This window comes from Streptomyces rapamycinicus NRRL 5491 (assembly GCF_024298965.1).
Classification (GTDB): domain Bacteria; phylum Actinomycetota; class Actinomycetes; order Streptomycetales; family Streptomycetaceae; genus Streptomyces; species Streptomyces rapamycinicus.
In genome coordinates this window covers 11,348,526-11,373,786 of the sequence record NZ_CP085193.1, presented here as the reverse complement: position 1 = coordinate 11,373,786, position 25,261 = coordinate 11,348,526, and the positions used below count along the sequence as shown (strand labels likewise).

At 71.1% G+C, this 25,261-nt stretch carries 6 protein-coding genes; 2 read left to right on the top strand and 4 right to left on the bottom strand.

What is annotated here, in order from left to right:
* Positions 1-10 precede the first annotated feature (10 nt).
* The 4 genes from LIV37_RS46940 to hemA all read right to left on the bottom strand — a co-directional run bounded on the left by LIV37_RS46940 (position 11) and on the right by hemA (position 21,907).
* Positions 11-18,160, bottom strand: a complete 18,150-nt coding sequence (locus tag LIV37_RS46940; protein ID WP_020874116.1) for a type I polyketide synthase — start codon at positions 18,158-18,160, stop codon at positions 11-13.
* 267 nt (positions 18,161-18,427) lie between these two features.
* Positions 18,428-19,495, bottom strand: a complete 1,068-nt coding sequence (locus tag LIV37_RS46935; protein ID WP_020874115.1) for an acyl-CoA synthetase family protein — start codon at positions 19,493-19,495, stop codon at positions 18,428-18,430.
* The gene (locus LIV37_RS46930; RefSeq protein ID WP_148717924.1) at positions 19,492-20,382 is read right to left on the bottom strand and encodes an ACP S-malonyltransferase; all 891 of its coding nucleotides are present in this window, start codon (positions 20,380-20,382) and stop codon (positions 19,492-19,494) included. Before LIV37_RS46930 ends, LIV37_RS46935 begins: the two co-directional genes overlap by 4 nt.
* 277 nt (positions 20,383-20,659) lie before the next feature.
* Complete coding sequence (gene hemA / locus LIV37_RS46925) at positions 20,660-21,907, bottom strand: 5-aminolevulinate synthase (RefSeq protein ID WP_020874113.1); 1,248 nt, start codon at positions 21,905-21,907, stop codon at positions 20,660-20,662.
* Positions 21,908-22,166: 259 nt separating this feature from the next.
* Between hemA and LIV37_RS46920 the strand changes: the two genes are divergently transcribed.
* Together LIV37_RS46920 and LIV37_RS46915 are read left to right on the top strand one after the other, a co-directional pair.
* On the top strand, positions 22,167-23,708 hold the full coding sequence (locus LIV37_RS46920; protein WP_020874112.1) for a class I adenylate-forming enzyme family protein: 1,542 nt from the start codon (positions 22,167-22,169) through the stop codon (positions 23,706-23,708).
* Positions 23,705-25,246, top strand: a complete 1,542-nt coding sequence (locus tag LIV37_RS46915) for a long-chain-fatty-acid--CoA ligase (protein WP_020874111.1) — start codon at positions 23,705-23,707, stop codon at positions 25,244-25,246. The genes LIV37_RS46920 and LIV37_RS46915 overlap by 4 nt, the downstream gene beginning before the upstream one ends.
* Positions 25,247-25,261: the final 15 nt, after the last annotated feature.

Genomic DNA, 25,261 nt, shown 5'->3' with positions numbered 1-25,261 from the left:
GCTGCTCGGATCACGACCCGAACTCCTGGTCGATGAAGGCGAAGAGCTCGTCGGCCGCCGCCGTCTCCAAGTGCTCCGCGACGTCGTCCGCGTCGCCGGAACCGGTGGCGGAACCGGTGGCGGGACCGGTGGCGGAACCGGTGGCGGGACCGGTGGCGGGACCGAGGGCGGGACCGAGGGCGGCACCGGGAGCGGGGCCACCGGCCCGGCCGTCCGGCGCCGGGCCGCCGCGGTCCCCGTCCCAGTGGGACAGCAGGCGCTTCAGCCGGTCGGCCACCATCGCGCGGGTGGTGTCGTCGGCCGCCGTCTCCGTGCCGAGCAACGCGGCTTCCAGCCGGTCGAGTTCGGCGGCCGCGTCCGACGGGTCGTCCGCCGCCACGGGGGCGATCTCCTCCCCCAGGTGTCCGGCCAGCGCGGCGGGGGTCGGGTAGTCGAAGACGAGGGTCGCGGGCAGCCGCAGCCCGGTGGCCGCGTTCAGCCGGTTGCGAAGCTCGACCGCGGTGAGCGAGTCGAAGCCGAGCTCCAGGAAGCCGCGGTCGGTGACCACCGCGGACGCCGTCCCATGGCCGAGGACCGTGGCGGCGTGTTCCTGGACCAGACGCAGCAGCGTCCGCTGCCGCTCCCCCTGGCCGAGCCCGGCCAGCCGCCGCGCCAGCGGCGCCTCCCGCGAGCCGGGGTCTTCCTGGGCCGAGGCACGCCGGGGCGGAGCGGGCCGTCGTACGAGTGCGTTGAGCAAGGGCGGTACGGGCGTGGCGTCGGCGGCGGCCGCCAGGTGGCCGAGGTCGAGCCGCGCGGGCACCACCACGCCCTCGGCCAGCCGCCCGGCCGTGTCGAACAGCCGCAGCCCCTCCTCGGTGGGGAAGGGCACCAGTCCGACCCGTGTCATCCGCGAGAGGTCCGCCTGGCCGAGGTGTCCGGTCATTCCGGTGCGCTCGGCCCACAGACCCCAGGCGAGCGACACTCCGGGCAGACCCATCGCCCGGCGCCGCTGGGCCAGTCCGTCCAGGAACGTGTTGGCGGCGGCGTAGTTGGCCTGCCCCGCGGACCCCAGGACCCCGGCGGTCGACGAGAACAAGGCGAACATGGCCACGTCGAAACGGCGCGTCAGCTCGTGCAGATGCCACGCCCCGTCGACCTTGGCGCGCAGTACCGCGTCGAGCCGCTCCGGTGTCAGCGAGGCCACCGTTCCGTCGTCCAGGATGCCCGCGGCGTGGACCACACCGTTCAGACCGTGGCCATCGGGGAGGTCCGCCAGCAGGTCGGCCAGCGCGTCGCGGTCGGCGACATCGCAGGCGGCGACGGTGACCGAGGCTCCCAGGGCCGTCAGCTCCGCCTCGAGCGCCGCCATGCTCTCGGCCGCGCGGCCACGGCGGCTGACCAGCAGCAGCCGGTGGATGCCGTGCTCCGCCACCAGATGCCGGGCGATCAGTCCGCCCAGGACGCCACCGGCGCCGGTGATCAGTACGGTCCCCTCCGGGGCCGGCGCGGCCGGAACGCTCAGCACCAGCTTGCCCACATGGCGGGCCTGGCTCATGAACCGGAACGCCTCGGGAGCCCTGCGCACGTCCCACACCCGTGCGGGCAGCGGCTCCAGCACACCGCGCTCGAAGAGAGCCACGATCTCCGCGAGCATCTCCCCGATGTGCTCCGGCCCCGCCTCCCCCAGGTCGAACGCCCGGTACAGCACGCCCGGATGGGCCGCGGCCACCGCATCGGCGGACCGCACATCCGTCTTGCCCATCTCGATGAACCGCCCGCCCTCGGCGAGCAGCCGCAGCGACGCGTCCACGAACTCACCGGACAGGGAATCCAGGACCACATCCACACCACGGCCGGCCGAGGAGTCCGTGAACCGCTCCTCGAACTCCAGCGTGCGCGACGACGCGATATGCGCCTCGTCAAGCCCGAGGCCGCGCAGGACGTCCCACTTGGCCTCGCTCGCGGTGGCGAACACCTCGACGCCCCAGGCCCGCGCCAGCCGCACCGCGGCCATCCCCACACCACCGGCGGCGGAATGGACCAGCAGCGACTCACCGCGCCGTACGCCCGCCAGCTCCCGCAGCGCGTACAGGGCCGTCACGAACACCACGGGGACGGACGCGGCCTCGGTGAAGGACCAGCCGTCCGGGATCCGTACCAGGGTGCGGTGATCCACCACGGCCAGCGGCCCGAACCCCCCGGACCACAGCCCCATCACCCGGTCGCCGACGGCGAGGGAGGTCACACCGGAACCGGTGGCCACGACCACACCGGCCCCCTCACCGCCCATCATGGCCTCGTCCGGATACATGTCCAGGGAGATGAGGACATCGCGGAAGTTCAGGCCCGTGGCGCGCACGGCCACCCGCACCTCGTGCTCGCCGAGTGCCCGGGTGGTGTCCGTGGCCGTGGCCAGGGTCAGCCCCTCCAGCGTGCCCGCTCCGGACGCCTCCAGCCGCCACGCCGCCGTGTCATCCGGTGGTGTCAGCACATCCCTCGCGGCGCCGGGGGCCAGACGTGGCACCAGCACCTCGGCGCCGCGCGCCGCGAGCTGCGGCTCCCCGGTCGCCACCGCCTGGTGCAGCACGGCGAGCGACGGCTCGGCGCCGTCCACGTCCAGCAGGACGAAACGGTCCGGATGCTCGGCCTGCGCCGATCGCACCAGCCCCCAGACCGGAGCCGCGGCCAGGTCGCGCGGGTCCTCACCGTCCTCGGTCGCCAGCGCGCCCCGGGTGACGAACACCAGCCGGGCCGCGGCGAACCCGTCCTCCGCCAGCCATGCCCGCACCGTGTCCAGGGTCCGGTGGGCCACGGCGTGTGCCGCCGGGACGACGTCCTCACCGGGGGCGGAGGACACGGTCACGAACACCAGGTCCGGCACGGGAGCGCCCGATCGCACATGCGCTGCGAGAGCGGCCAGATCGGCGTGTTCCTCCACCGATCCATCGGCCGACTTCAACGCCCTGGCCAGGCCGAAGGGGTCCGGTCCGGCCACCGCGCATCGGTCGCTGGCGGGGGCCCGGGCGGTCGTGGGCCCCGCGATCCACTCCACTCGGTACAGCGACTCGCCGTCGTCGGCGGACGACGCGAGCTGCGCTTCCGAGACCGGCCGGGTGACCAGCGCCTCCGCCGTCGCCACCGGTGTTCCGGCGGCGTCGGCCACCAGGACGGACATCCCATCGGCGCCCACACGGGCCAGCCGTACCCGTAGAGAGGTCGCGCCGGTGGCGTGCAACGACACACCGCTCCATACGAACGGCAGCCGGATCCCGGCCTTACGCGCGTCCTTCTCCGGATGGGAGGCGGCGCATACCAGCCAGGCGTGCAGCGCCGTGTCGAGGAGGGCGGGATGCAGCCCGAACCGGGCCGCGTCGGCGCGCGACTCCTCCGGCAGCGCCACCTCGGCAAAGACCTCGTCAGCCTTGCGCCAGACGGCGCGCAGCCCTCGGAACACCGGTCCGTACACCAGTCCGGTGGCCGCCACATCCTCGTAGAAACCCGCGGTCTCGACCGCCTCCGCGCCCGCCGGTGGCCATGCCTTCAGGTCCACCGGGCCGGTCGTCCCGTCGATCGCCGGTGAGTTCAGTGCCAGGACGCCCTTCGCGTGGCACGTCCACGAGGCGTCCGGGACGTCGTCGCGGCGGGCGTGCACGCTGAACTCGCGCTGCCCGTCCTGCCCGGGCCCGCTCACGACCAGCTGCACCTGGACCGCCCCCTCGTCGGGCAGCACCAGGGGCGCCTCCAGCGTCAGCTCCTCCAACCGGTCACAACCGACCGCGTCACCGGCCCTCGACGCCAGCTCGACAAACGCCGTACCGGGCAGGATGGCCCGGCCCAACACCGCGTGGTCGGCGAGCCAGGGGTGGGTACGGAGCGAGAGCCGACCGGTGAGCAGGAAGCCGTCGGAGTCGGGCAGCGGCACGGCGGCCCCCAGCAACGGATGCCCGGCCGAGTCCAGCCCCACCGATGCCACATCGCCTGCGGCGTCGATGGCCTCGGACTCCAACCAGAAGTGGGTGCGCTGGAACGCATACGTCGGCAGATCGACGCGCCGCGCGCCCGTCCCCGCGAACATCCCCGCCCAGTCGACGGACGCGCCGCCCACGTACGCCTCGGCCAAGGAGGTCATGAAGCGCTCCAGACCGCCTTCGTCGCGGCGCAGCGAACCGACCGCGGTGACCCGGGTCCCGTGCTCCTCGGCAGTCTGCTCCACACCCATCGTCAGGACGGGGTGGGCGCTGGCCTCGATGAACACCTGGAAGCCGTCGGCCAGCAGGGCGCGTACGGTCTCGTCGAAACGCACGGTCTGACGCAGATTGCGATACCAGTACCCGGCATCCAGGTCGGCCGTATCGAGCACCCCACCGGTCACCGTCGAATAGAACGGCACCGACGACGAGCGCGGCGCGATCCCCGCGAGGACCTGCCGAAGCTCATCCTCGATGGCCTCGACGTGAGCGCAGTGCGAGGCGTAATCCACCGGAACGCGCCGCGCCCGGATCTCCTCGCCCTCGCTTACGGCCAGCAACTCCTCCAACGCATCCGCATCGCCGGAGACCACCACGGCCGAGGGCCCGTTCACCGCCGCCACCGACAACCGCTCACCCCACCGGCCCAGCCGCTCCCGCACCTCCCCCACCGGCAACGACACCGACACCATGCCACCCAACCCCGACAACGCCCGCAACGCCTTACTCCGCAACGCCACCACCCGCGCCGCGTCCTCCAACGACAACGCACCCGCCACACACGCCGCCGCGATCTCACCCTGCGAATGACCGATGACCGCCGCAGGCTCCACACCGTACGAACGCCACAACTCAGCCAGAGACACCATCACCGCCCACAACACCGGCTGCACCACATCCACCCGCCCCAACGCCACCGCATCACCCAACACATCCACCAACGACCAGTCCACGAACGGCCCCAACGCCACCGCACACTCCCCCAACCGCTCCGCGAACACCGCAGACGACTCCAACAACCCCGCAGCCATCCCCACCCACTGCGACCCCTGGCCAGGGAAGACCAGCACCGCGTGATCCCGGGCGGTCGCCATCCCGCGCACCATGCCGGGGGCCACGTTCCCCTCGGCCAACGCGCCCAGGCCGTTGAGGAGGCCGTCCCTGTCTCCTGCCAGCACCACCGCGCGGTGTTCGAAGACACTGCGCGTGGTCGCCAACGACAGCCCGACATCGGCGGGCGAAACCTCTCCGCGCTCGCGCACGCGGGTCAGCAGCCGTTCCGCCTGTGCCTCGACCGCGGTGTCCGACCGCCCGGAGATCACCCATGGCGTGATCTCCGGCAGTCCCTCGGCCGGGGTGTCGTCATCGACACCATGGCCGGGGGCGTCGTCGAGCGGGGCCTGCTCCAGCACGGCGTGGGCGTTGGTTCCGCTCATCCCGAAGGCGGAGACCGCCGCGCGGCGCGGCCGTCCCGTCTCCGGCCAGGTCATATCGTCCGTCAGCAGACGCAATCCGCCCTCGGACCAGTCCACATGCGGCGATGGCTCATCCACGTGCAGGGTGCGCGGCAGCACACCGTGTCGCATGCCGAGCACCATCTTGATCACACCGGCCACACCCGCCGCCGCCTGCGTGTGTCCGATGTTCGACTTCACCGAGCCCAGCAGCAGCGGCCGTTCTTCGGGGCGGCCCCTGCCATACGTGGCCAGCAGGGCCTGTGCCTCGATGGGGTCGCCCAGCTTGGTGCCGGTGCCATGGGCCTCGACCGCGTCCACCTCGGCCGGCGACAGCCGGGCGTTCTCCAACGCGAGGCGGATCACCCGCTGTTGTGAGGGGCCGTTGGGCGCGGTGAGGCCGTTGCTCGCACCGTCCTGGTTGATGGCGGTGCCCCGTACGAGGGCGAGCACACGGTGTCCGTTCCGGCGGGCGTCCGACAGGCGTTCCAGCAGCAGCACACCGACGCCCTCCGCCGGGCCGAAGCCATCGGCGGCGGCGGAGAAGGGCTTGCAGCGCCCGTCCGGGGCCAGTCCCCGCTGGCGGCTGAAGCCGACGAACGTCCAGGGGGTGGACATGACGGCGGTGCCACCGGCCAGGGCCAGGGAGCACTCGCCCTGCCGCAGCGACTGCGCGGCCAGGTGCAGCGCCACCAGCGACGACGAGCACGCCGTGTCGACGGCGACGGCGGGCCCTTCGAAGCCGAACGCATAGGCGAGCCGACCGGAGGTGACGCTGAGGGCGTTACCGGTGAGCAGATAGCCCTCGACACCGCTCGACGGCCGGATCGGGCCCGCGCCGTATCCGTGTGATCCGGCGCCCACGAACACACCGGTCTGGCTGCCACGCAGGGAGGCCGGGTCGATGCCCGCGCGTTCGAAGGTCTCCCAGGACGTCTCCAGCAGCAGTCGGTGCTGCGGGTCCATCGCCACCGCCTCACGCGGTGAGATGCCGAAGAACGCCGCGTCGAATTCGCCCGCGCCGTTGACGAAGCCACCGTGGCGCGTATAGGTCTTCCCGGGGGCGTCGGGGTCGGCGTCGTAGAGTCCGTCGAGCTCCCAGCCACGGTCCTCGGGGAAGCCGGATATCGCGTCACGGCCCTCGGCCAGCAGGTCCCACAGTTCCTCCGGGGACCGGACACCGCCGGGCAGACGGCACCCCATGGCGACGATGGCGATCGGATCGCCGTCCGGCTCGGCCCGGGTGACGGGCGCGGGTGCCGAGGGCGCATCGCCCTCCCGGAGGCCGAGCAGTTCCGCGCGGAGGTATTCCGCGAGCGCGGTGGGGGTCGGGTAGTCGAAGACCACCGTGGCGGGCAGCCGTTCGCCGGTGGCCGTGTTCAGCCGGTTCCGCAGCTCCACCGCCGTGAGGGAGTCGAAGCCGTGCTCCTTGAAGGAGATCTCCGGCTCGACGGCGTCCGGTGTGCTGTGGCCGAGGACGGTGGCGGCCTGGTCCTGGACCATGCGCAGCACGATCCGCTCCCGCTCCGCCTCGCCCACCCGGCGCAGCCGCTGCCGTAGTGACGCCTCCTCCGCTGCGGGCGTCGTCCGGGCCAGTGCGCGGCGGACCACGGCGGCCCGTTCCGGTCGGCCGTCGCCGGGCCGCGCTGTCGCGGCCGCGAACCGCTCCTCCGTCACCGGCCGCGCCACCAGCGCGTCCACCGTGGCCACCGGTGTTCCGGCCGGGTCGGCGACCAGCGCGGACAGGGTGTCGGTGCCCTCGCGGGTCAGCCGCACGCGGAGCATCGACGCCCCGGTCGCGTGCAACGACACACCGCTCCAGAGGAACGGCAGGCGGATGCCGTCCACATCGCCCGAGAAGGGCGCCAGACCCGGCTGCAAGGCGGTGTCCAGCAGGGCCGGGTGGATGCCGAACCTGGACACCTCGCCATGGGCTTCCTCGGGCAGCACCACCTCGGCGAAGAGCTCCTCACCGCGGCGCCATACCGCGCGAACGCCGCGGAAGATGGGCCCGTACGTCACCCCGGCGTCGGCCAACCGCTCGTAGAGACCGGCGGTGTCGACGGCCTCCGCGCCGGTAGGCGGCCATACGCTGAGGTCATTGGCGTGGAGGTGGGCCTCGCCATGGGCCTCGCTGTGGGCCTCGCCGTGGACCAGCGTTCCCGAGGCACAGCGGGTCCATGGCCGGTCCGTGCTGCCCTCCGGCCGCGCGTACACCCGTACGGGACGTCCGCCGTCCTCCCCGGGCCCGCCGACGGTCAACTGGAGCTGTACGGCGCCCTGTTCGGGAAGCACCAGAGGCGCCTCCAGAGTCAGCTCCGCCACGCGGTCGCATCCGGCCGCGTCACCGGCGCGCAGCGCCAACTCCACGAACGCGGACGCGGGCAGCAGGGCCCGGCCGAGCACGGTGTGTTCGGCCAGCCAGGGATGCGTACGGAGCGAGAGGCGGCCCGTCAGCAGCCACCCGTCCGAGTCGGGCAGCGCGGTCGCCGCGCCGAGGAGGGGGTGGTCGGCGGAGGTCAGTCCGGCCGAGGACACATCGCCCGCCACGGCTGAGGGCTCGACCCAGTAGCGCTGGTGCTGGAAGGCGTACGTCGGCAGGTCGACGCGCCGGGCGCCCGTGCCCGCGAACATGGCCGCCCAGTCGACGGCCGCGCCGCCGACGTATGCCTCGGCCAGGGAGCCGGCGAACCGGTCGAGACCGCCTTCGTCGCGGCGCAGGGATCCGACGGCCGTGATGTGCGTGCCGTGGTCCTGGGCCGTCTGCTCCACGCCCATCGTCAGGACGGGATGGGCGCTGGCCTCGATGAACGTATCGAAGCCGTCGGCGAGCAGGGCACGGACGGCCTCGTCGAAGCGCACCGTCTGACGCAGATTGCGGTACCAGTACCCGGCGTCCAGTTCCTTGGTGTCCAGCGCACCTGCCGTGACCGTGGAGTAGAACGGCACCGACGACGAGTGCGGGGTGATCCCCCCGAGAGTCCGCTGAAGCTCGTCCTCGATGGCCTCGACGTGGGCACAGTGCGAGGCGTAGTCCACGGGAATGCGACGCGCCCGGATCTCGTCCGCCTCGCACGCCGCCAGCAGCTCGTCCAGCGCGTCCGCGTCGCCGGAGACCACGACAGCCGAGGGACCGTTGACCGCCGCCACCGACAGCCGCTCATCCCACGGCGCGAGCCGCTCCCTCACCGTCTCCAACGGCGACGACACGGACACCATGCCGCCCAGCCCTGACAGCGCACGCAGCGCCTTGCTGCGCAGGGCCACCACGCGTGCCGCGTCCTCCAGCGACAACGCACCCGCCGCACACGCCGCCGCGATCTCACCCTGGGAGTGACCGATGACGGCCGCGGGCTCGACACCGTACGAACGCCACAGCTCCGCCAGCGACACCATCACCGCCCACAAGGCTGGCTGCACCACATCCACCCGCTCCAGCGCCGCGGGGTCGCTGAGCACATCCACCAGCGACCAGTCCACGAACGGCGCCAACGCCGCCGCGCACTCCTCCATCCGCTCCGCGAACACCGGCGACGACTCCAACAGCCCCGCCGCCATCCCCACCCACTGCGACCCCTGACCAGGGAAGACGAAGGCGACGCGGTCCGAGGAGCCAGTGGCCGTCCCGCGCACCACACCCGTGGCCTCGCGCCCCTCGGCCAGCGCGGTCAGGCCACTGACGAGGGCGGTACGGTCATCACCCAGCACCACCGCCCGCCGCTCGAACGCCGCACGTGTGGTGACCAGCGACAGACCGACATCCGCTGCCGCCGGACCGGCCTCGTCGCCCACCATAGACAGCAAGCGTGCGGCCTGATCCTGGAGCCCCGCCTCGGACCGCGCCGATACCACCCACGGCACCACGCTGCCCGGTTCGGAGGTGGCGTCCGTGGCGGCATCGGACACCATCGGCCCCTGCTCCAGGATCACATGGGCGTTGGTGCCGCTCACGCCGAAGGAGGAGACACCCGCCCGACGGGGCCGGCCGGTCTCGGGCCATGCCGTCGGGCCGGTCAGAAGCTCCACCGCGCCCGTGGACCAGTCCACATGCGCTGATGGCTCATCGATGTGCAGGGTCTGCGGGAGCACGCCGTGGCGCATGGCCAGCACCGACTTGATGACCCCGGCCACACCGGCCGCCGCCTGGGTGTGGCCGATGTTGGACTTGATCGAGCCGAGCCACAGCGGCCACTCGCCGGGCCGCTCCTGGCCGTACGTGGCCAGCAGCGCCTGCGCCTCGATGGGATCGCCCAGCGTCGTGCCCGTGCCGTGCGCCTCGACCATATCGACGTCGGCGGCCGACAGCCGGGCGTTCGCCAGGGCGGCCCGGATCACCCGCTGCTGCGACGGTCCGCTCGGCGCGGTGAGGCCGTTGCTCGCACCGTCCTGGTTGACGGCGGAACCGCGTACCACCGACAGCACCTGATGACCCTCGCGCCGCGCGTCCGACAGCCGCTCCAACAGCAGCAGGCCCACACCCTCGCCCCAGCCGGTGCCGTCCGCGGCCGCCGCGAACGCCTTGCACCGACCGTCGGCCGCCAGACCGCGCTGTCGGCTGAATTCCACGAAGAGCTCGGGGGTGGACATCACGGTGACCCCGCCGGCGAGCGCGAGCGAGCATTCGCCCTGGCGCAGGGACTGCGCCGCCAGATGCAGGGCGACCAGCGACGACGAACAGGCGGTGTCCACCGTGACCGCCGGGCCCTCGAAGCCGAAGGTGTAGGAGATACGGCCGGAGACGACGCTTGCGGCGCTGCTGGTGACCAGGTGGCCCTCGACGTGCTCCGCTGCCGCCTGGCGCAGGCTGGTCGCGTAGTCCTGCCCGTTGCTGCCCACGAAGACCCCGGTCCGGCTGCCCCGGAGCAGTGTGGGATCGATCCCGGCCCGCTCGAACGCCTCCCACGACGTCTCCAGCAGCAACCGCTGCTGCGGGTCCATCGCCACCGCCTCACGCGGCGAGATGCCGAAGAACTTCGGGTCGAAGTCGCCCGCTCCGTCGAGGAATCCGCCCTCGCGGACGTAGCTCTTGCCGTGCTCGTCCGGGTCCGGCCCGTAGAGCGTTTCCAGGTCCCATCCACGATCGGCGGGGAACTCGGTCAGCACCTCGCGCCCGGCGAGCAGCAGCTGCCACAGGTCTTCCGGTGTCCGCACCTCACCTGGGAAGCGGCAGCTCATGGCCACAATGGCGATGGGTTCGTCGTCGGTGGCCACGGCGACGGGCAACGCGTCGTCCGCGCCGTTCCGCAGCCCGAGCGCCTCGGTGCGCAACAGTTTGACCAGCGCCGTCACGGTGGGGTGGTCGAAGAGCAGGGTGCTCGGCAGGGTCAGTCCGGTGGCCGCGTTCAGCCGGTTGCGCAGGGTCACCGCCGCGAGGGAGTCGAAACCCAGTTCCTTGAAGGCCCGGTCGGCGTCGATGGCCCCGGGACGTCGGTGTCCAAGGACGGCTGCCACATGGGAGCGTACGAACTCCAGGAGGATACGGTCTTGTTCCGCCGTCCCCAGCCCGGCGAGTCGGCGCCGAAGCGACCCATCGGTGGTGGTGACCTCGTTGGCGGTGTCGGGTGAGCCATGGGCCGTGAGGTCGTGGAGGAGCCGACGCGAACGGGTGTCCGGCATCGTCCGGGCCAGGGTGTCCCACTCGACGTCGGCGACGATCAGAGACGCTGCCGCTGGATGGTTGACGCTGTGCTCCAGGGCGGCGACGGCCGACTCGGGGTCCATCGCGGGAAGGCCGTGGCGCCGCCACCGGTCCGCGACAGCCTCTGCCATGCCGTTGTCGGCCCAGGGACCCCAGGCCACCGAGGTGGCCGGAAGCCCCGCACCCCGCCGCCACCCCGCCAACGCGTCCAAAGTCGCGTTCGCCGCCGCATAGTTCGCCTGCCCAGCGGCACCCACCATCCCCGAAAACGACGAGAACAGCACAAACGCCGAAAGATCCAGCCCCCGCGTCAACTCATGCAAATGCCACGCCGCCTCCGACTTCGCCCGCAACACACCCTCGAACCGCTCCACCGACAACCCATCCAGCACCCCGTCATCCAGCACACCCGCCGCATGCACCACCCCCGTCAACGGCAACTCCTCCGGCACCCCCGCCAACACCCCAGCCAACGCATCCCGATCACCCACATCACACGCCACAACCGTCACCCGAACGCCCATCTCGCGCAGTTCGGCACACAGCTCACCCACGCCCGCAGCCTCAGAACCACGACGCGACACCAACAGCAGATGCTCCACACCCGCACACGCCAGCCACCGCGCCACATGGGCACCCAACGCACCCGTACCACCCGTCACCAACACCGTCCCCGACGGCACCCACCCCCCGACACCCTGCGCACCCTCGACGGCACGCACCACGCGGCGGCCGAACACACCCGATGCCCGCACCGCCACCTCGGTCTCGTCGACACGGCCACTCGCCGCGCCCACCAGCCGGTCCGCCACCCGCGCACCCCATACCTCGGGCAGGTCGACAAGGCCGCCCCAGCGCTCCGGGGCCTCCAGCCCGGCCACCCGGCCCATCCCCCACACCGCCGCCTGCTCCACACTCAACGGGCTCTCCGAACCGCCCACCGCCACCGCGCCCCGCGTCACACACCACACGCGGCCACCCACGCCCGCATCCCCGATCCCCTGGAGCAAGGTCAACGTCAGCGCCAGCCCCAACGGCACCGACCCGTACTCACCGTGCCGCCCCTCTGCCAGCGCCAGCAGCGACACCACCCCCGCGGCGTCGGAGACTTCGGTCTCCTCCAGGGCCCGGCGCAACCGGTCCGCCATCACCGCACGGTCGGCGTCGTCCCGGCCAAGCTCGACCACGACAGCCTGGGCACCGCGCCCAGCCAACGCGGCCACACAATCCGCGACCCACTCGTCCCCGGCCAGCCCCGCCGGGACCGCCACCAGCCACGTGCCCGTCAGGGCAGCACCCACCACGTCCGAAACGGGCGACCACGACACCGGATAGCGCCAGCCATCAGCCACCCGCGCCAGCGCCGGGGCCGTGCCGGTACGGACCGGCTCCAGCCAGAAGCGCTCCCGCTGGAACGCGTACGTCGGCAACTCCACACGGCGGGGGCGGCCCGGTGCCAACAGGGCTGTCCAGTCGACCTGCCGCCCCCGCACATAGATCTCGGCGAGCGCCTCCTGCAGCGAAGGGATCTCGCCCCGGCCATCGCGCAGCGCCGATGAGAAGACCGCGTCCGAGACGCACTCCTGTCCCATCCCGGAGAGCACCCCGTCCGGACCCAGCTCCAGGAAGGTGGTGACTCCCGCGTCGGCCAGACTCCGTACCCCGTCCGCGAACCGCACGGCCTCACGCACATGCCGCACCCAGTACTCGGCCGAGCACAGCGCCTCGGCATCCGCCACCAGACCCGTCACATTCGATACGACGGGGACGCGGGAAGGCGCGTACGACAACCCCTCGGCCACCCGCCGGAACTCCGCCAGCATCGGCTCCATCAAGGGCGAGTGGAAGGCGTGGGAGACCCGCAGCCGCTTGGTCTTGATCTCCTGAGCCTCAAACCGCCCGGCGACCTCCGACACCGCCTCTTCCGCCCCGGAGATCACGGTCGAGTACGGACCGTTGACCGCCGCCACACTCACCTCGGCCTCACGACCAGCCAGGAGCGACAGTACGTCGGCCTCGGCGGCCTGCACCGACACCATCACCCCACCCGACGGCAACCCCTGCATCAACCGCCCACGAGCCGCCACCAACACACACGCGTCCTCGAGCGACAACACCCCCGCCACATGCGCCGCCACCAGCTCACCAATCGAATGCCCCGCCACAAAATCCGGCCGCACACCCCACGACTCCACCAACCGGAACAGCCCCACCTCCACCGCGAACAACCCACACTGCGTAAACCCCGTCTCATCCAGCCCCGCCACATCCCCGAACACCACATCCCGCAACGAACACTCCAACACCCCATCGAAGTGCCCACACACCTCGTCAAACGCGTCCGCGAACACCGGGAACGCCCCATACAACTCCCGGCCCATGCCGACCCGCTGACGACCCTGACCCGAGAACAGCACCGCCAACTTCCCCGGCACCACCGAGCCCCGCACCACACCCGCCGCCGGTGCATCCTCCACCAGCGCTTCCAGCCCGGCCGTAAGCCCCTCATGGTCACCGGCAAGCACCACCGCCCGGTGCTCAAACATGGAGCGCGTGGCCACCAGTGACGAGGCCACATCCACGACCGACGCCTCGGCGTCCAGCTCCCCACACACCGCCGACAGCAGCCGCTCCGCCTGGGCCCGCAACGCATCCTCGGACTTCGCCGACACCACCCACGGCACCGACGCCGGGGTCTCCCGCCCCTCGTCCACCGGCTCGGCAACGCCCACCTCTGCGGGAGCCTGCTCCACGATGACATGGGCGTTCGTTCCGCTGATGCCGAAGGACGACACACCCGCACGCCATGACCGGCCCGTCTCCGGCCACTCCACCGCCTCCGTCAGCAGCTCCACCGCACCCGCCGACCAGTCCACATGCGGCGACGGCTCATCCACGTGCAGCGACTTGGGCAGCACACCGTGCCGCATCGCCAGCACCATCTTCATCACGCCCGCGACACCAGCCGCCGCCTGCGTATGACCGATGTTCGACTTCACCGACCCCAGCCACAGCGGCCGGTCCTCGGCACTCCGTTCCCGCCCGTAGGTCGCGAGCAGCGCCTCGGCCTCGATCGGGTCGCCCAGGGCCGTGCCCGTGCCATGCGCTTCGACCGCGTCCACGTCGGCGGGCGAAAGTCCGGCGTTCGTCAACGCCGCCCGGATCACGCGCTGTTGGGACGGACCGTTCGGCGCGGTCAGACCGTTTGACGCACCGTCCTGGTTGATGGCGCTGCCGCGCACCACCGCGAGCACCCGGTGACCGTTCCGCCGCGCGTCGGACAGCCTTTCCAGCAGCAGCATCCCGGCGCCCTCGGCCCAGCCCGTGCCATCCGCCGCCGACGCGAACGGCTTGCACCGGCCGTCCGGAGCCAGCCCCTGCTGCCTGCTGAACTCCACGAACAGCCCCGGCGTCGGCATCACCGTCACACCACCGGCGAGCGCGAGCGCGCACTCGCCCTGGCGCAGCGACTGGACCGCCAGATGCAGGGCCACCAAGGAGGACGAGCAGGCGGTGTCCACCGTCATCGCCGGGCCCTCGAAGCCCATGGTGTAGGAGATACGGCCGGAAGCGGCGCTGACGGTGTTGCCGGTCAGCAGGTATCCCTGCAGCTCGTCCGAGGCGTCGTGCATCCGCGGGCCGTAGTCCTGGGACATCGCGCCCACGAAGACACCGGTCCGGCTCTTCTCCCGCCCGGCCGGGTCGATACCCGCGCGTTCGAAGACCTCCCAGGAGGTCTCCAGCAACAGCCGCTGCTGGGGGTCCATCGCCAGCGCCTCGCGCGGCGGGATCCCGAAGAAGGGGGCATCGAAGTCCCCGGCGTCGTAGAGGAATCCGCCTTCGCGGGCATACGTCGTCCCGGCTCGTCCGGGGTCGGCGTCATACAGCCCGGACAGATCCCAGCCCCGGTCCGCCGGAAACGCCCCGATGGCGTCGCCACCGGAGGCGATCAGCTGCCACAGCTCCTCGGGCGATCGCACACCACCGGGGTAGCGGCAGCTCATGCCCACGATCGCGATGGGCTCGTCCAGGGCCACGCCGACCGGCGCCGGTGCGGTCTCCTCGCGCCCGTCGTCACCCAGGAGCCTGTCCCGCAGATGGCGAACGAGGGCCCGGGGCGTGGGGTGGTCGAACAGCAGCGTGGTCGACAGCCGCAGTCCGGTAGTGGTGTTCAGACGGTTGCGGAAGTCGACGGCGCCGAGCGAATCGAAGCCCAGTTCCTTGAAGGTCCGACCGAGCTCGACGGCGTCCGGCCCTTCGTACCCCAGCGCGGTGGCGACCTGGTCACGTACCAGGTCCGCCAGCATCTCCGCTCGCTGGGCGTCGTCCAGCGGGGCGAGACGCGCGCGCAGGAACGACGCCGCGTCGGTCGCCGATGCGTGGTCCGCGCTGTCACCGAGGTCGGTCGCATCGGGCCGGGCGAGCGGGCTCGGCTGCGGCAGGGCCTGGACGTCCAGCCAGTACCGCTTGCGCTGGAATGCGTACGTGGGCAGCTCAACTCGACGCGCTCCCGTGCCCGCGAACGTCCGAGCCCAGTCGACGGATGCCCCGCCCACATAGGCCTCGGCCACGGAAGTCAGGAAGCGCTCCAGACCGCCCTCGTCACGGCGCAGCGACCCGACGGCCGCCACGTCGGAGCCATGCTGCTCGGCGGTCTGCTCTACGCCCACCGTGAGTACGGGATGGGCGCTGGCCTCGATGAACACCTGGAAGCCATCCGACAGCAGGGCGCGTACGGTTTCCTCGAAGCGCACCGTCTGACGCAGATTGCGATACCAGTACCCGGCATCCAGCCCCGCCGTATCCAGCACCCCACCAGTCACCGTCGAATAGAACGGCACCGACGACGACCGAGGACTGATCCCGGCAAGCTCCCTCGCCAACTCGCCCTCGATCGCCTCCACATGAGCGCAATGCGAGGCGTAATCCACCGGAACACGCCGCGCCCGGACCCCCTCGCCCCCGCATACGGCCAGCAACTCCTCCAACGCATCCGCGTCACCGGAAACCACCACCGCCAACGGCCCGTTCACCGCCGCCACCGACAACCGCTCACCCCACCGGCCCAGCCGCTCCCGCACCGAGTCCACCGGCAACGACACCGACACCATCCCGCCCATCCCCGACAACGCCCGCAACGCCCTACTCCGCAACGCCACCACCCGCGCCGCATCCTCCAACGACAACCCACCCGCCACACACGCCGCCGCAATCTCACCCTGCGAATGACCCACCACCGCAGCAGGCTCCACCCCATACGAACGCCACACCTCAGCCAACGACACCATCACCGCCCACAACACCGGCTGCACCACATCCACCCGCCCCAACGCCACCGCATCACCCAGGACATCGTCCAGCGACCAGTCCACGAACGGCGCCAACGCCGCCGCACACTCACCCAACCGCTCCGCGAACACCGCAGACGACTCCAACAACCCCGCCGCCATCCCCACCCACTGCGACCCCTGCCCCGGAAACACCAACACCGCACGACCATCACCACCCGCGACCACACCCCGCACCAACCCCGGAGCACCGCCACCCTCAGCCACCGCGCTCAGACCTTCGGCCAGAGCCGCACGGTCGGACCCCAACACCACCGCACGATGCTCGAACGCGCTACGCGTCACCGCCAGAGAGAACCCGATATCTCCGGCCGACAGCTCCGCCCGCTCCCCCATATACGACCCCAGCCGGCCCGCCTGCGCCCGCAGCGCCGCGTCGGAGCGCCCCGACACCACCCACGGGATCCGGCCCGGAGCACCCTTCCCATCGGCTCCCACCGCGACCCGTGCCACGGCCACCGGCTCCGGGGCCCCGGACACCACCACATGGCAGTTCGTCCCGCCCACCCCGAACGAGCTCACCCCGGCGGTCAGCGCCTCCCGCGTCCCCGCCGCATCCGCGAGCCACGGCTCGGATGCCGTCTGCACCCGCAGCCTCAGCCGGTCCAGCGGAATGTCCGGGTTGGGTGTCCGGAAGTTGAGGCTGGGGAAGAGCTCACCGTGCTTGAGCCCCAGGGCCGTCTTGATGAAGCCGACGACCCCGGCCGCGCCCTCCAGATGGCCCACGTTGGTCTTGGCCGACCCCACCAGCAGCGGAGCGTCGGTGGGCCGCCGTGCCGTGCCCAGGACCGCGCCCAGGGCCGCCGCCTCGATCGGGTCGCCGACCTTCGTACCGGTGCCGTGTAGCTCCACGTACTGGACACGGGCCGGGTCGACTCCGGCCTGCCGGCAGGCGCGGCGCAGGAGGTCCTCCTGGGCCCCCTGGTGGGGGGTGGTGAGGTGGTCCCCGCCACCGTCGTTGTTGAGTGCGCTGCCCCGGATGACGCAGTACACGGGGTCCCCGTCGGCGAGGGCGTCCGCGAGCGGCTTGAGGACGACGGCGCCGCCGCCCTCTCCTCGTACGAAACCGTTGGCGCGGGCGTCGAAGGTGTAGGTGACGCCGTCCGGTGACAGCCCGCCGAACCGGGCGGCGCTGATGCCGCTCTCGGGGGCGAGGTTGAGGTGGACGCCGCCGGCGATGGCGATGGATGTCTCGCCGCGGCGGATGCCTTCGCAGGCCAGGTGGATGGCCGCCAGCGAGGACGCCTGTCCGGCGTCGAGGGTGAGGCTGGGGCCGCGCAGGCCGAGGTGGTAGGAGACGCGGTTGGCGATGATGCCGCGGTGGAGTCCGGTGAAGCTGTGCCGGTCGATGGCCTCCGGGCCGCCCCGCCGGATCAGCGTGGCGTAGTCGTCCGCGATCACACCGATGTACACGCCGGTGCGGCTGTCGCGGAGCCGGTCCGGAACGATTCCGGCGTCTTCGAGGGCCTCCCAGGTCAGTTCCAGGGTCAGGCGCTGCTGGGGGTCCATGGCCGCGGCCTCGCGTGGCGAGATGCCGAAGAAGGCGGCGTCGAAGTGGTCGATCCGGTCCCGGTCCAGGAATCCGCCCCGGTGTGGGGCGCCGGTGTCCCCTCCCGGCCGTCCCTCCGGGGCCTCCGTGATGGCGTCGGCGCCGTCGCGGAGCAGTTGCCGGAAGGTGGCGGGGTCGGGTGCTCCGGGGAGGCGGCAGGACAGTCCGACGACCGCGATCGGCGCGTCCGTGGTGCTCGGCGAGGTGCCGTCGGAACCCTTCATGAGCGTGACTCCCTGGATCCAGGAACGTAGGACGCCGGGCGCACCCCAGCGCAACGCGAAGGTCTGTGCCGCGTCCGGGCAGGACAGCGGGACAGGAGAACGAGATGGCGAAGCGGGCGGGGAACGGACGGGACATGGGCGGGCGGGAACCTCCCGCGTGGCGGATGCCACGCGGGGCGCTCATGTCCCGTGTCCGGTGGCCCGTGGTCCTTGATTCGTGGACCGTGTTCCCCGGGCTCCGTGGATGTCTTGTGGGTCTGGCGGTGCCTAGTAGATGCCTTCCGGCGCCGATCGCACGACCTGCAGTGGCTTGACGTTGGCGACGCCGTCACACGGCCACTCCGGGCCCGTGTCGTACCGCACCGCGAGGTCGCGCTCGAGCACATTGGGCAGGAAGAGGTCGTCGTGCAGGACGGTCAGCCGGACCTGGCCCTGTTCGCCGTATCCGACCACCTTGGACCAGTCGTCCTTGTCGACGACGGCCATGGTCACCTGCGGGTAGTTCGGCAGGTACGGCATGAGGGCGCCGTCGTCCTCCGCGGGCAGGCCCACGGTGTTCCCGAAGGTGTTGGCGTAGGTGACGACGACCAGTCCGCCGCCCAGGGCCTTGTGGAAGGATCTGCGCATGGCGGGGGTGGCGTGTGTCCCGCTGAGCCGTACGCCCTTGAGCCGCGCCACCAGTTCGGGCCTGGCCTTGATCAGGGCCTGCAGCAGGGCCGGTGTGGTGACGAGGTAGTCGACCGGCTGGTGCTCCAGGACCGCGGCGATCTGCTCGGTGATGTGGGCCGTGTACTCCTGTGCGTCCTTGAGCCTGCCGTCGCGGAGCAGCCGCTTGACCCAGCGGGGGTCGAAGTCGATGCCGTACACCCGGCCGTCGTACAGGTCGGCCAGATCCACGGCGCCCTGTCCGATGAGGTGCGGCCCGGTGGGGGTGGCCTGGAGCCAGGTGCGGCCCGGCTCGAATCCCTCACGCTCGATCACCCAGCGGCGCCACGCGGCGCGGTGCTGGAGCATCGGCTCGGTGTAGAACACGCGGCAGGGGTTGCCGGTGGTGCCTCCGGAGTCCCAGATCCGGCCGGTCAGGGGCCGGGGCACGGCCTGGGGCACGAGCTCGGTGGGGTCCAGGGTGCGCAGGTCGCCCAGCGGCATCGGGCCGAACGCCGACAGCTCGTCGTGGCGGGTGATGTCCCGTGGGTCGATGGCTAGTTCGGCCGCGCGCTTGAGCCAGTACGGGGTGCCGGTGTCCGGGTCGAAGTGGCGGCGGACGACCCGGCGGGTCCAGGCGTCGATGTCCTGCGACAGCCACTGGTCGATCTGCTCGGTCACGTCCTTCACTGGGTCACCCCGGCTTCCGTGGAAGGGAGTTCGATGCCGAAGTCGTAGACCGCGGTCATCGCCTCGAAGACATGGTCCGGGGATTCCACGTGGACCACGGGGAACGACGCGTTCTGGAAGGTGCCGAACGCGGCGGGGCCGAGCACCAGACCCAGTTCGGTGCCGCCGTCCTCCAGTCCGCCGATCATGTGCGGGACGCTCACGGGGGCGGTGGGGTTGCGGCGGAAGAGGTCGCGGATCTCCTCGGCGGTGGTGAGGGCCTTGCGCTCCATGCACGAGTGCACGGGCACTCGTGGGTCATGGAAGGTCATGGCCTTCAGCGTGGGCTCGAGGTGGTCGCTGATGTGCTGCTGGAGCGGCGAGTGGAAGGCCGCGCCGTGGTCGTCGGACACATGCAGCGCGCCGGCCGGGAACCCCGTGCCGAACTCCTGGAGCGCGGAACGGTAGCCGCCCAGCAGCACCATGCGCTCCTGCCCCGTGCCGACCCTCCCGAGGTCGGCGGAGAGATACACATCGGCGCCATCGGCGAGCAGTTCGTCGGCGTCGGTGTCGTAGGGGATGCGCAGCATGGCGACGGCCTGTGGGCCGTTGTCCGCGGCCGGCGGGGGTACTTCCCGCAATCGCATCAGAAGGGTGAAGAGATCCTGACGCTCGACGGCTCCGGCGAGAGTGGCGCCGACCAGTGCGCCGAAACTCAGTCCGCATACGGCGACCGGTGTTATGCCGTATTCCTCGGCGAGGACATCCGCAATTCCTAATACAGCAGCGGCCTGACGAATGGCACCGATCCCTTGTCGGTGCTCCTGTCCGGGTTGCCGTTCTTCTTCGAATATCCGCTGGACGTCGATACCCGTCCACTCGGCGATTCGTTGATAGGTGTGCTGCACACTCGGAAAGAGTTCATACAGCTCTGCGCCGGCTCCCGGCTGATCGTTCATACCACCGTCGAGGACATACGCAAGCGTCACCCCGAAACCCCCGTTTCCGCCCGTTCGCGCCGGGCCAAAGCGTGCCACATCGCCGCGGCACCCCATGAACTGCTCCCCCGAGATCCCCGTTCCGCTAGCGGGTCTCAAGAATCACCCAGCTGTTCGCGTGGGCTCATCAAACCTCTCGCCGCCAAGGCGTGTCAAGCAAGATCCACATGCCTTGCGCCACCTTTGCCTAACCCCGGTGGGTCTCATTGCGCAACCGTATTTCGGCGTCCTCGCGGGGGCCGCCGAGCTCCTCCCAGACCTGGTCAAGAGCCTTGACGAACATCTCGACCTCGGAGGTGGAATGCACGGCTCCGGGTGCCACCCGGAGGATCTCCTCACCGGCCCGTACGCTGGGCGCGTTGATCGCCTGCACATAGATGCCGTGCCGGTCCAGCAGGGCCGTGGACATCCGCTTGCACAGGGCCTCGTTCCGCACCAGCACGGACACGATGTGGGTGAGGTCGGAGATGAACGGGATCCGGCGCTCCTTCAGCAGCCGGTGCATCGACTGTGCGTTTGCCCACAACCGCTCCCTTTCGGCCTCCGAGGAGCGCAGATGACGGACGGCGGCGAGGGCCGCGGCCGCCACGGCGGGCGGCATCGCGGTGGTGAAGATGAAGGAGCGGGAGAACATCCGCACCGCCTCGATCACCTCCGCCGGGCCCACGATGTATCCGCCGTTGGTGCCAAAACCCTTGGCCAGCGTGCCCATGATGACGGTGAACCGGTCGGCCAGCCCCTCGCGCGCCGCGATGCCCGCGCCCTGCGGGCCGTACATGCCCACCGCGTGCACCTCGTCGAGGAAGGTCATGGCACCATGGCGGTCGGCGATGTCGGCGATCTCCGCGAGTGGCGCGATGTCGCCGTTCATCGAGTAGACCGACTCGCTGACGATCAGCTTCGGCGCGTCGGGGTCGGCGGCCGCGAGCAGTTCCTCCAGATGCGCGGTGTCGTTGTGCCGGAAGATCCGCTTCTGGGCGCCGCTGTGGCGCAGGCCGTCGATGATGGAGGCGTGGTTCAGCGCGTCGGAGAAGACGACGCACCCCTCCATGCGGCCCGCGATGACGGACAGCGCCCCGTCGTTGGCGGTGTAGCCGGAGGTGAACAGCAGCGCGTCGTCCTTGCCGTGGAGCGCGCTGAGCTCCTTCTCCAGAGCGACGTGGTAGTGGTTGGTGCCGCCGATGTTGCGCGAGCCGCCGGCGCCCGCCCCGTACTCGTCGACGGCTTCCTTCATGGCCTCCAGGACGGCGGGGTGCTGGCCCATGCCGAGGTAGTCGTTGCTGCACCAGACGCTGATCCGGGAGGTGTCCTCGACGCCGATGACGCTGGCGACGGGGAACTGACCGGCGAGCCGTCCGATCTCCAGGAACTCCCGCTTTCCACCGTCAGAACCTTCGGTGAGGCGCGAAAACAGGTCCAGATATTGGGTCGTCACGTCCGCTCACTTCGCTTTTAGGCTACTTGGGGATCGCGCAGAAAGCGGGATGAGCCGTAACGACCCCCCGCCGCCGCCAATCTACATGCGGTCGGCCGTCAATCGGTATACCGAAAGGCAACCTCCGCACACCGACCCGGTTTCACGGCAGGAAACTGACGGGTGGTTGGAAGAAGGTTGCCATGCCGGGGGCCGGGTGTCATCCTTCAGCGGGAAACGGCACCTTGAACTCATCGGCACACGGCGAACTGGAGTTTCGATGTCTCCGACCGACAATTACGTCCGACGGGTCCTCGAGGCTCTATCAGCCGATTCGGAGCGGGTTGCCCTGCTCCGCGACGATGAGCGGTTCACCGCCGGTGAGTTCACCCGCACCGTGGTCGCGGCGGCGGAATTGCTGCGCCGCCAGACAGCGGAGGAAGAAATTCCGGTCGTGGCCGTGCTGACGGTCGCCAACACCCCGGCCACCATCATTCTGCGCTATGCGGCGAACCTCATCGGTGCCACGGTGGTTCATCTGCACTCCACCAACGCGGTGGACCCCACCGATCAGCTGGCCACCCGCGAACGGCACGAGATCCTGAAGAAGACGGGCGCCACGTTCCTCGCCGTGGACGAGGAGAACCTGAGCCTGGCCCGGGAGCTGTGCGAGCGGCTGCCGAAGCCGCCCCGGCTCGCCGCGCTGGGCCCCCTCGGCCCCGATGTGCTGGACCTGACCACGGGCGACGCGGACGCCTTCGATCTGAAGGTCGTGGAGACCGACCCCGAGCGCCCGGCCGTGGTCCTGTTCACCAGTGGCACCAGCGGCACCCCGAAGGGTGTGACACTCCCCTTCCGCGTCCGAACTCTCTATCTGCGCGCGGGACTCGAGGCGCCCGGCCCGATCACCTATCTGTCCACGCTGCCGGTTAGCCACTCCAACGGCTCGGGCGCCGACCTCGCGCTCGCCTCCGGTGGCACGGTGGTGCTGCACGAGGGCTTCGACGCGAGCGCGGTGCTCGACGCGGTGGAGCGCCACCGGGTGTCCGCGCTCACCCTCACCCCTCCGCAGCTGTACATGCTGGTGGACCACCCGGCCATCAAGGACACCGATCTGTCGAGCATCCAGATCATCTCCTACGGCGGCTGCCCCGCCGCCCCGGCCCGGCTGGCCGAGGCGGTCGAGGTGTTCGGCCCGGTGCTGCTCCAGTTCTACGGCACCACCGAGACCAGCGGGATCAGCGTGCTCGCACCGCCGGACCACTTCGACCCCGAACTGCGGTTCACCGCCGGCCGGCTGACCGCGGAGGTGCGCATCCGCGACCTGGAGGACCAGCGCGATCTGCCGGTGGGCGAGATCGGCGAGATCTGCGTACGGTCGCCGTTCAACATGCTCGGCTACTGGCGCGAGCCGGAGCTGACCGCGGAGACCGTACGCGACGGCTGGGTGTACACCGGCGACCTCGGCTCCCTCGACGAGCGCGGCTACGTACGGCTGCACGGCCGGGTGGGCGAGGTGATGAAGACCAACGGGATCAAGGTCCATCCCACCGCCGTCGAGAACGCGCTGCTGACCCACCCCGATGTGGCCCAGGCCGCGGTGTACGGAGTGGCGGACGGGGACCGGGTGGAGCACATCCACGCCGCCGTGGTGCTCCGGCCCGGTGGTGCCGCCGACTTCACCTCGCTGCTCGGCCATGTCTCCGGTGAGCTCTCGCCCAAGCATGTGCCGGCCGCCATCACCTTCCATGACGACCTTCCGCTGACCGGCGCGGGCAAGCCGGACAAGCAACGGCTGGCCGCCGAGCGGGCCGAGGCGTGACGCTCACCGCGGCGGCGGTGCTCGCCGAGTCCGCACTGCGGCGCCCGGACCACCCCGCGCTCGTCTTCGGCTCGCGGCGCATCACCTACCGCGAGCTGTGGGACGCCACCCGGCGGTACGCCGCCGTATTGCGCGACCAGGGCATCGGCCCCGGCGACCGGGTTGCGCTGCTGCTGCCGAACACCCCGCACTTCCCGATGGTGTACTACGGGGTGCTGGCGCTCGGCGCCGTGGCCGTGCCGGTACACGGTCTGCTGCGGGCCGATGAGATCGTCCATGTGCTCCGCGACTCGGAGTCGAAGGTGCTGGTGTGCGGGGCGCCGATGCTCACCGAGGGCGCCAAGGGCGCGGAGGTGGCCGGGGTTCCGGTGGTCACCGTGCTGGCGGAGCACGACGGCGGCCGGCCGCGGCTGGACGCCCTCGCCGAAGGCGCCGAGCCCATCGAGCGGTGTGTTCCGCGCGAACCGGGCGACCTCGCCGTGGTCCTGTACACCTCGGGCACCACCGGCCATCCCAAGGGCGCGATGATCACCCAGTTCAACCTGGTGATGAACGTGAGCACCACGATGCGCTCGCCGTTCGACCTCGGCCCCGACGATGTGCTGCTCGGCTGTCTGCCCCTGTTCCACACCTTCGGGCAGACCTGCGGGATGAGCACCACCTTCCTGGCGGGCGGCACGATGGTGCTGATGAGCCGGTTCGACGGCCCCCGGGCGCTGGACCTGATGGTCACCGAGGGGTGCACCGTCTTCATGGGCGTGCCCACCATGTATCTGGCCCTGCTCGACGCCGCCGCCGAGGACCCCCGCCGCCCGGCCCTCGACCGCGCCTTCTCCGGGGGCTCGGCGCTTCCGGTGAAGGTGCTCGAGGACTTCCAGGAGGTCTTCGGCTGCCCGATCTACGAGGGGTACGGGCTGACCGAGGCGTCACCGGTGGTCGCCTACAACCAGAAGGCGTGGCCGTGTAAACCGGGGACGGTGGGGCGCCCGATCTGGGGCGTCGAGGCGGAGATCGCCGCGGCCGATGTGGAGGACCGCGTCGAGTTGCTGCCGACGGGCGCGGTCGGTGAGATCGTCATCCGTGGCCACAATGTGATGGCCGGTTACCTCAACCGCCCGGAGGCCACCGCCGAGGTGCTGGTCGACGGGTGGTTCCGCTCGGGCGACCTCGGCACCAAGGACGCGGAGGGCTATCTCACCCTCGTGGACCGCAAGAAGGACCTGGTGGTGCGCGGCGGCTACAACGTCTACCCGCGCGAGGTGGAGGACGTGCTGATGCGCCACCCGGCCATCGCCCAGGTGGCCGTCATCGGACTGCCCGACGAGGTGTACGGCGAGGAGGTGTGCGCCGTGGTGCGGCCACGCACCGGGACGGTTCCGGACGCGGCGCTCGGCTCCGGGATCGTGGCGTGGGCCAGGGAGCGGCTCGCCGGGCACAAGTACCCGCGCCGGGTGGAGTTCATCGACGCCTTCCCCCTGGGCCCCAGCGGCAAGGTGCTCAAACGCGAACTCGCCGGACGCTTCACCACCGGTCGGTAGCCAACCGGCCAGTAG

What these genes read in the sequence shown, in the direction of transcription:
- LIV37_RS46940 (WP_020874116.1), bottom strand. Translation starts at nt 18,160, where the DNA reads ATGAAGGGTTCCGACGGCACCTCGCCGAGCACCACGGACGCGCCGATC.
- LIV37_RS46920 (WP_020874112.1), top strand. Translation starts at nt 22,167, where the DNA reads ATGTCTCCGACCGACAATTACGTCCGACGGGTCCTCGAGGCTCTATCA.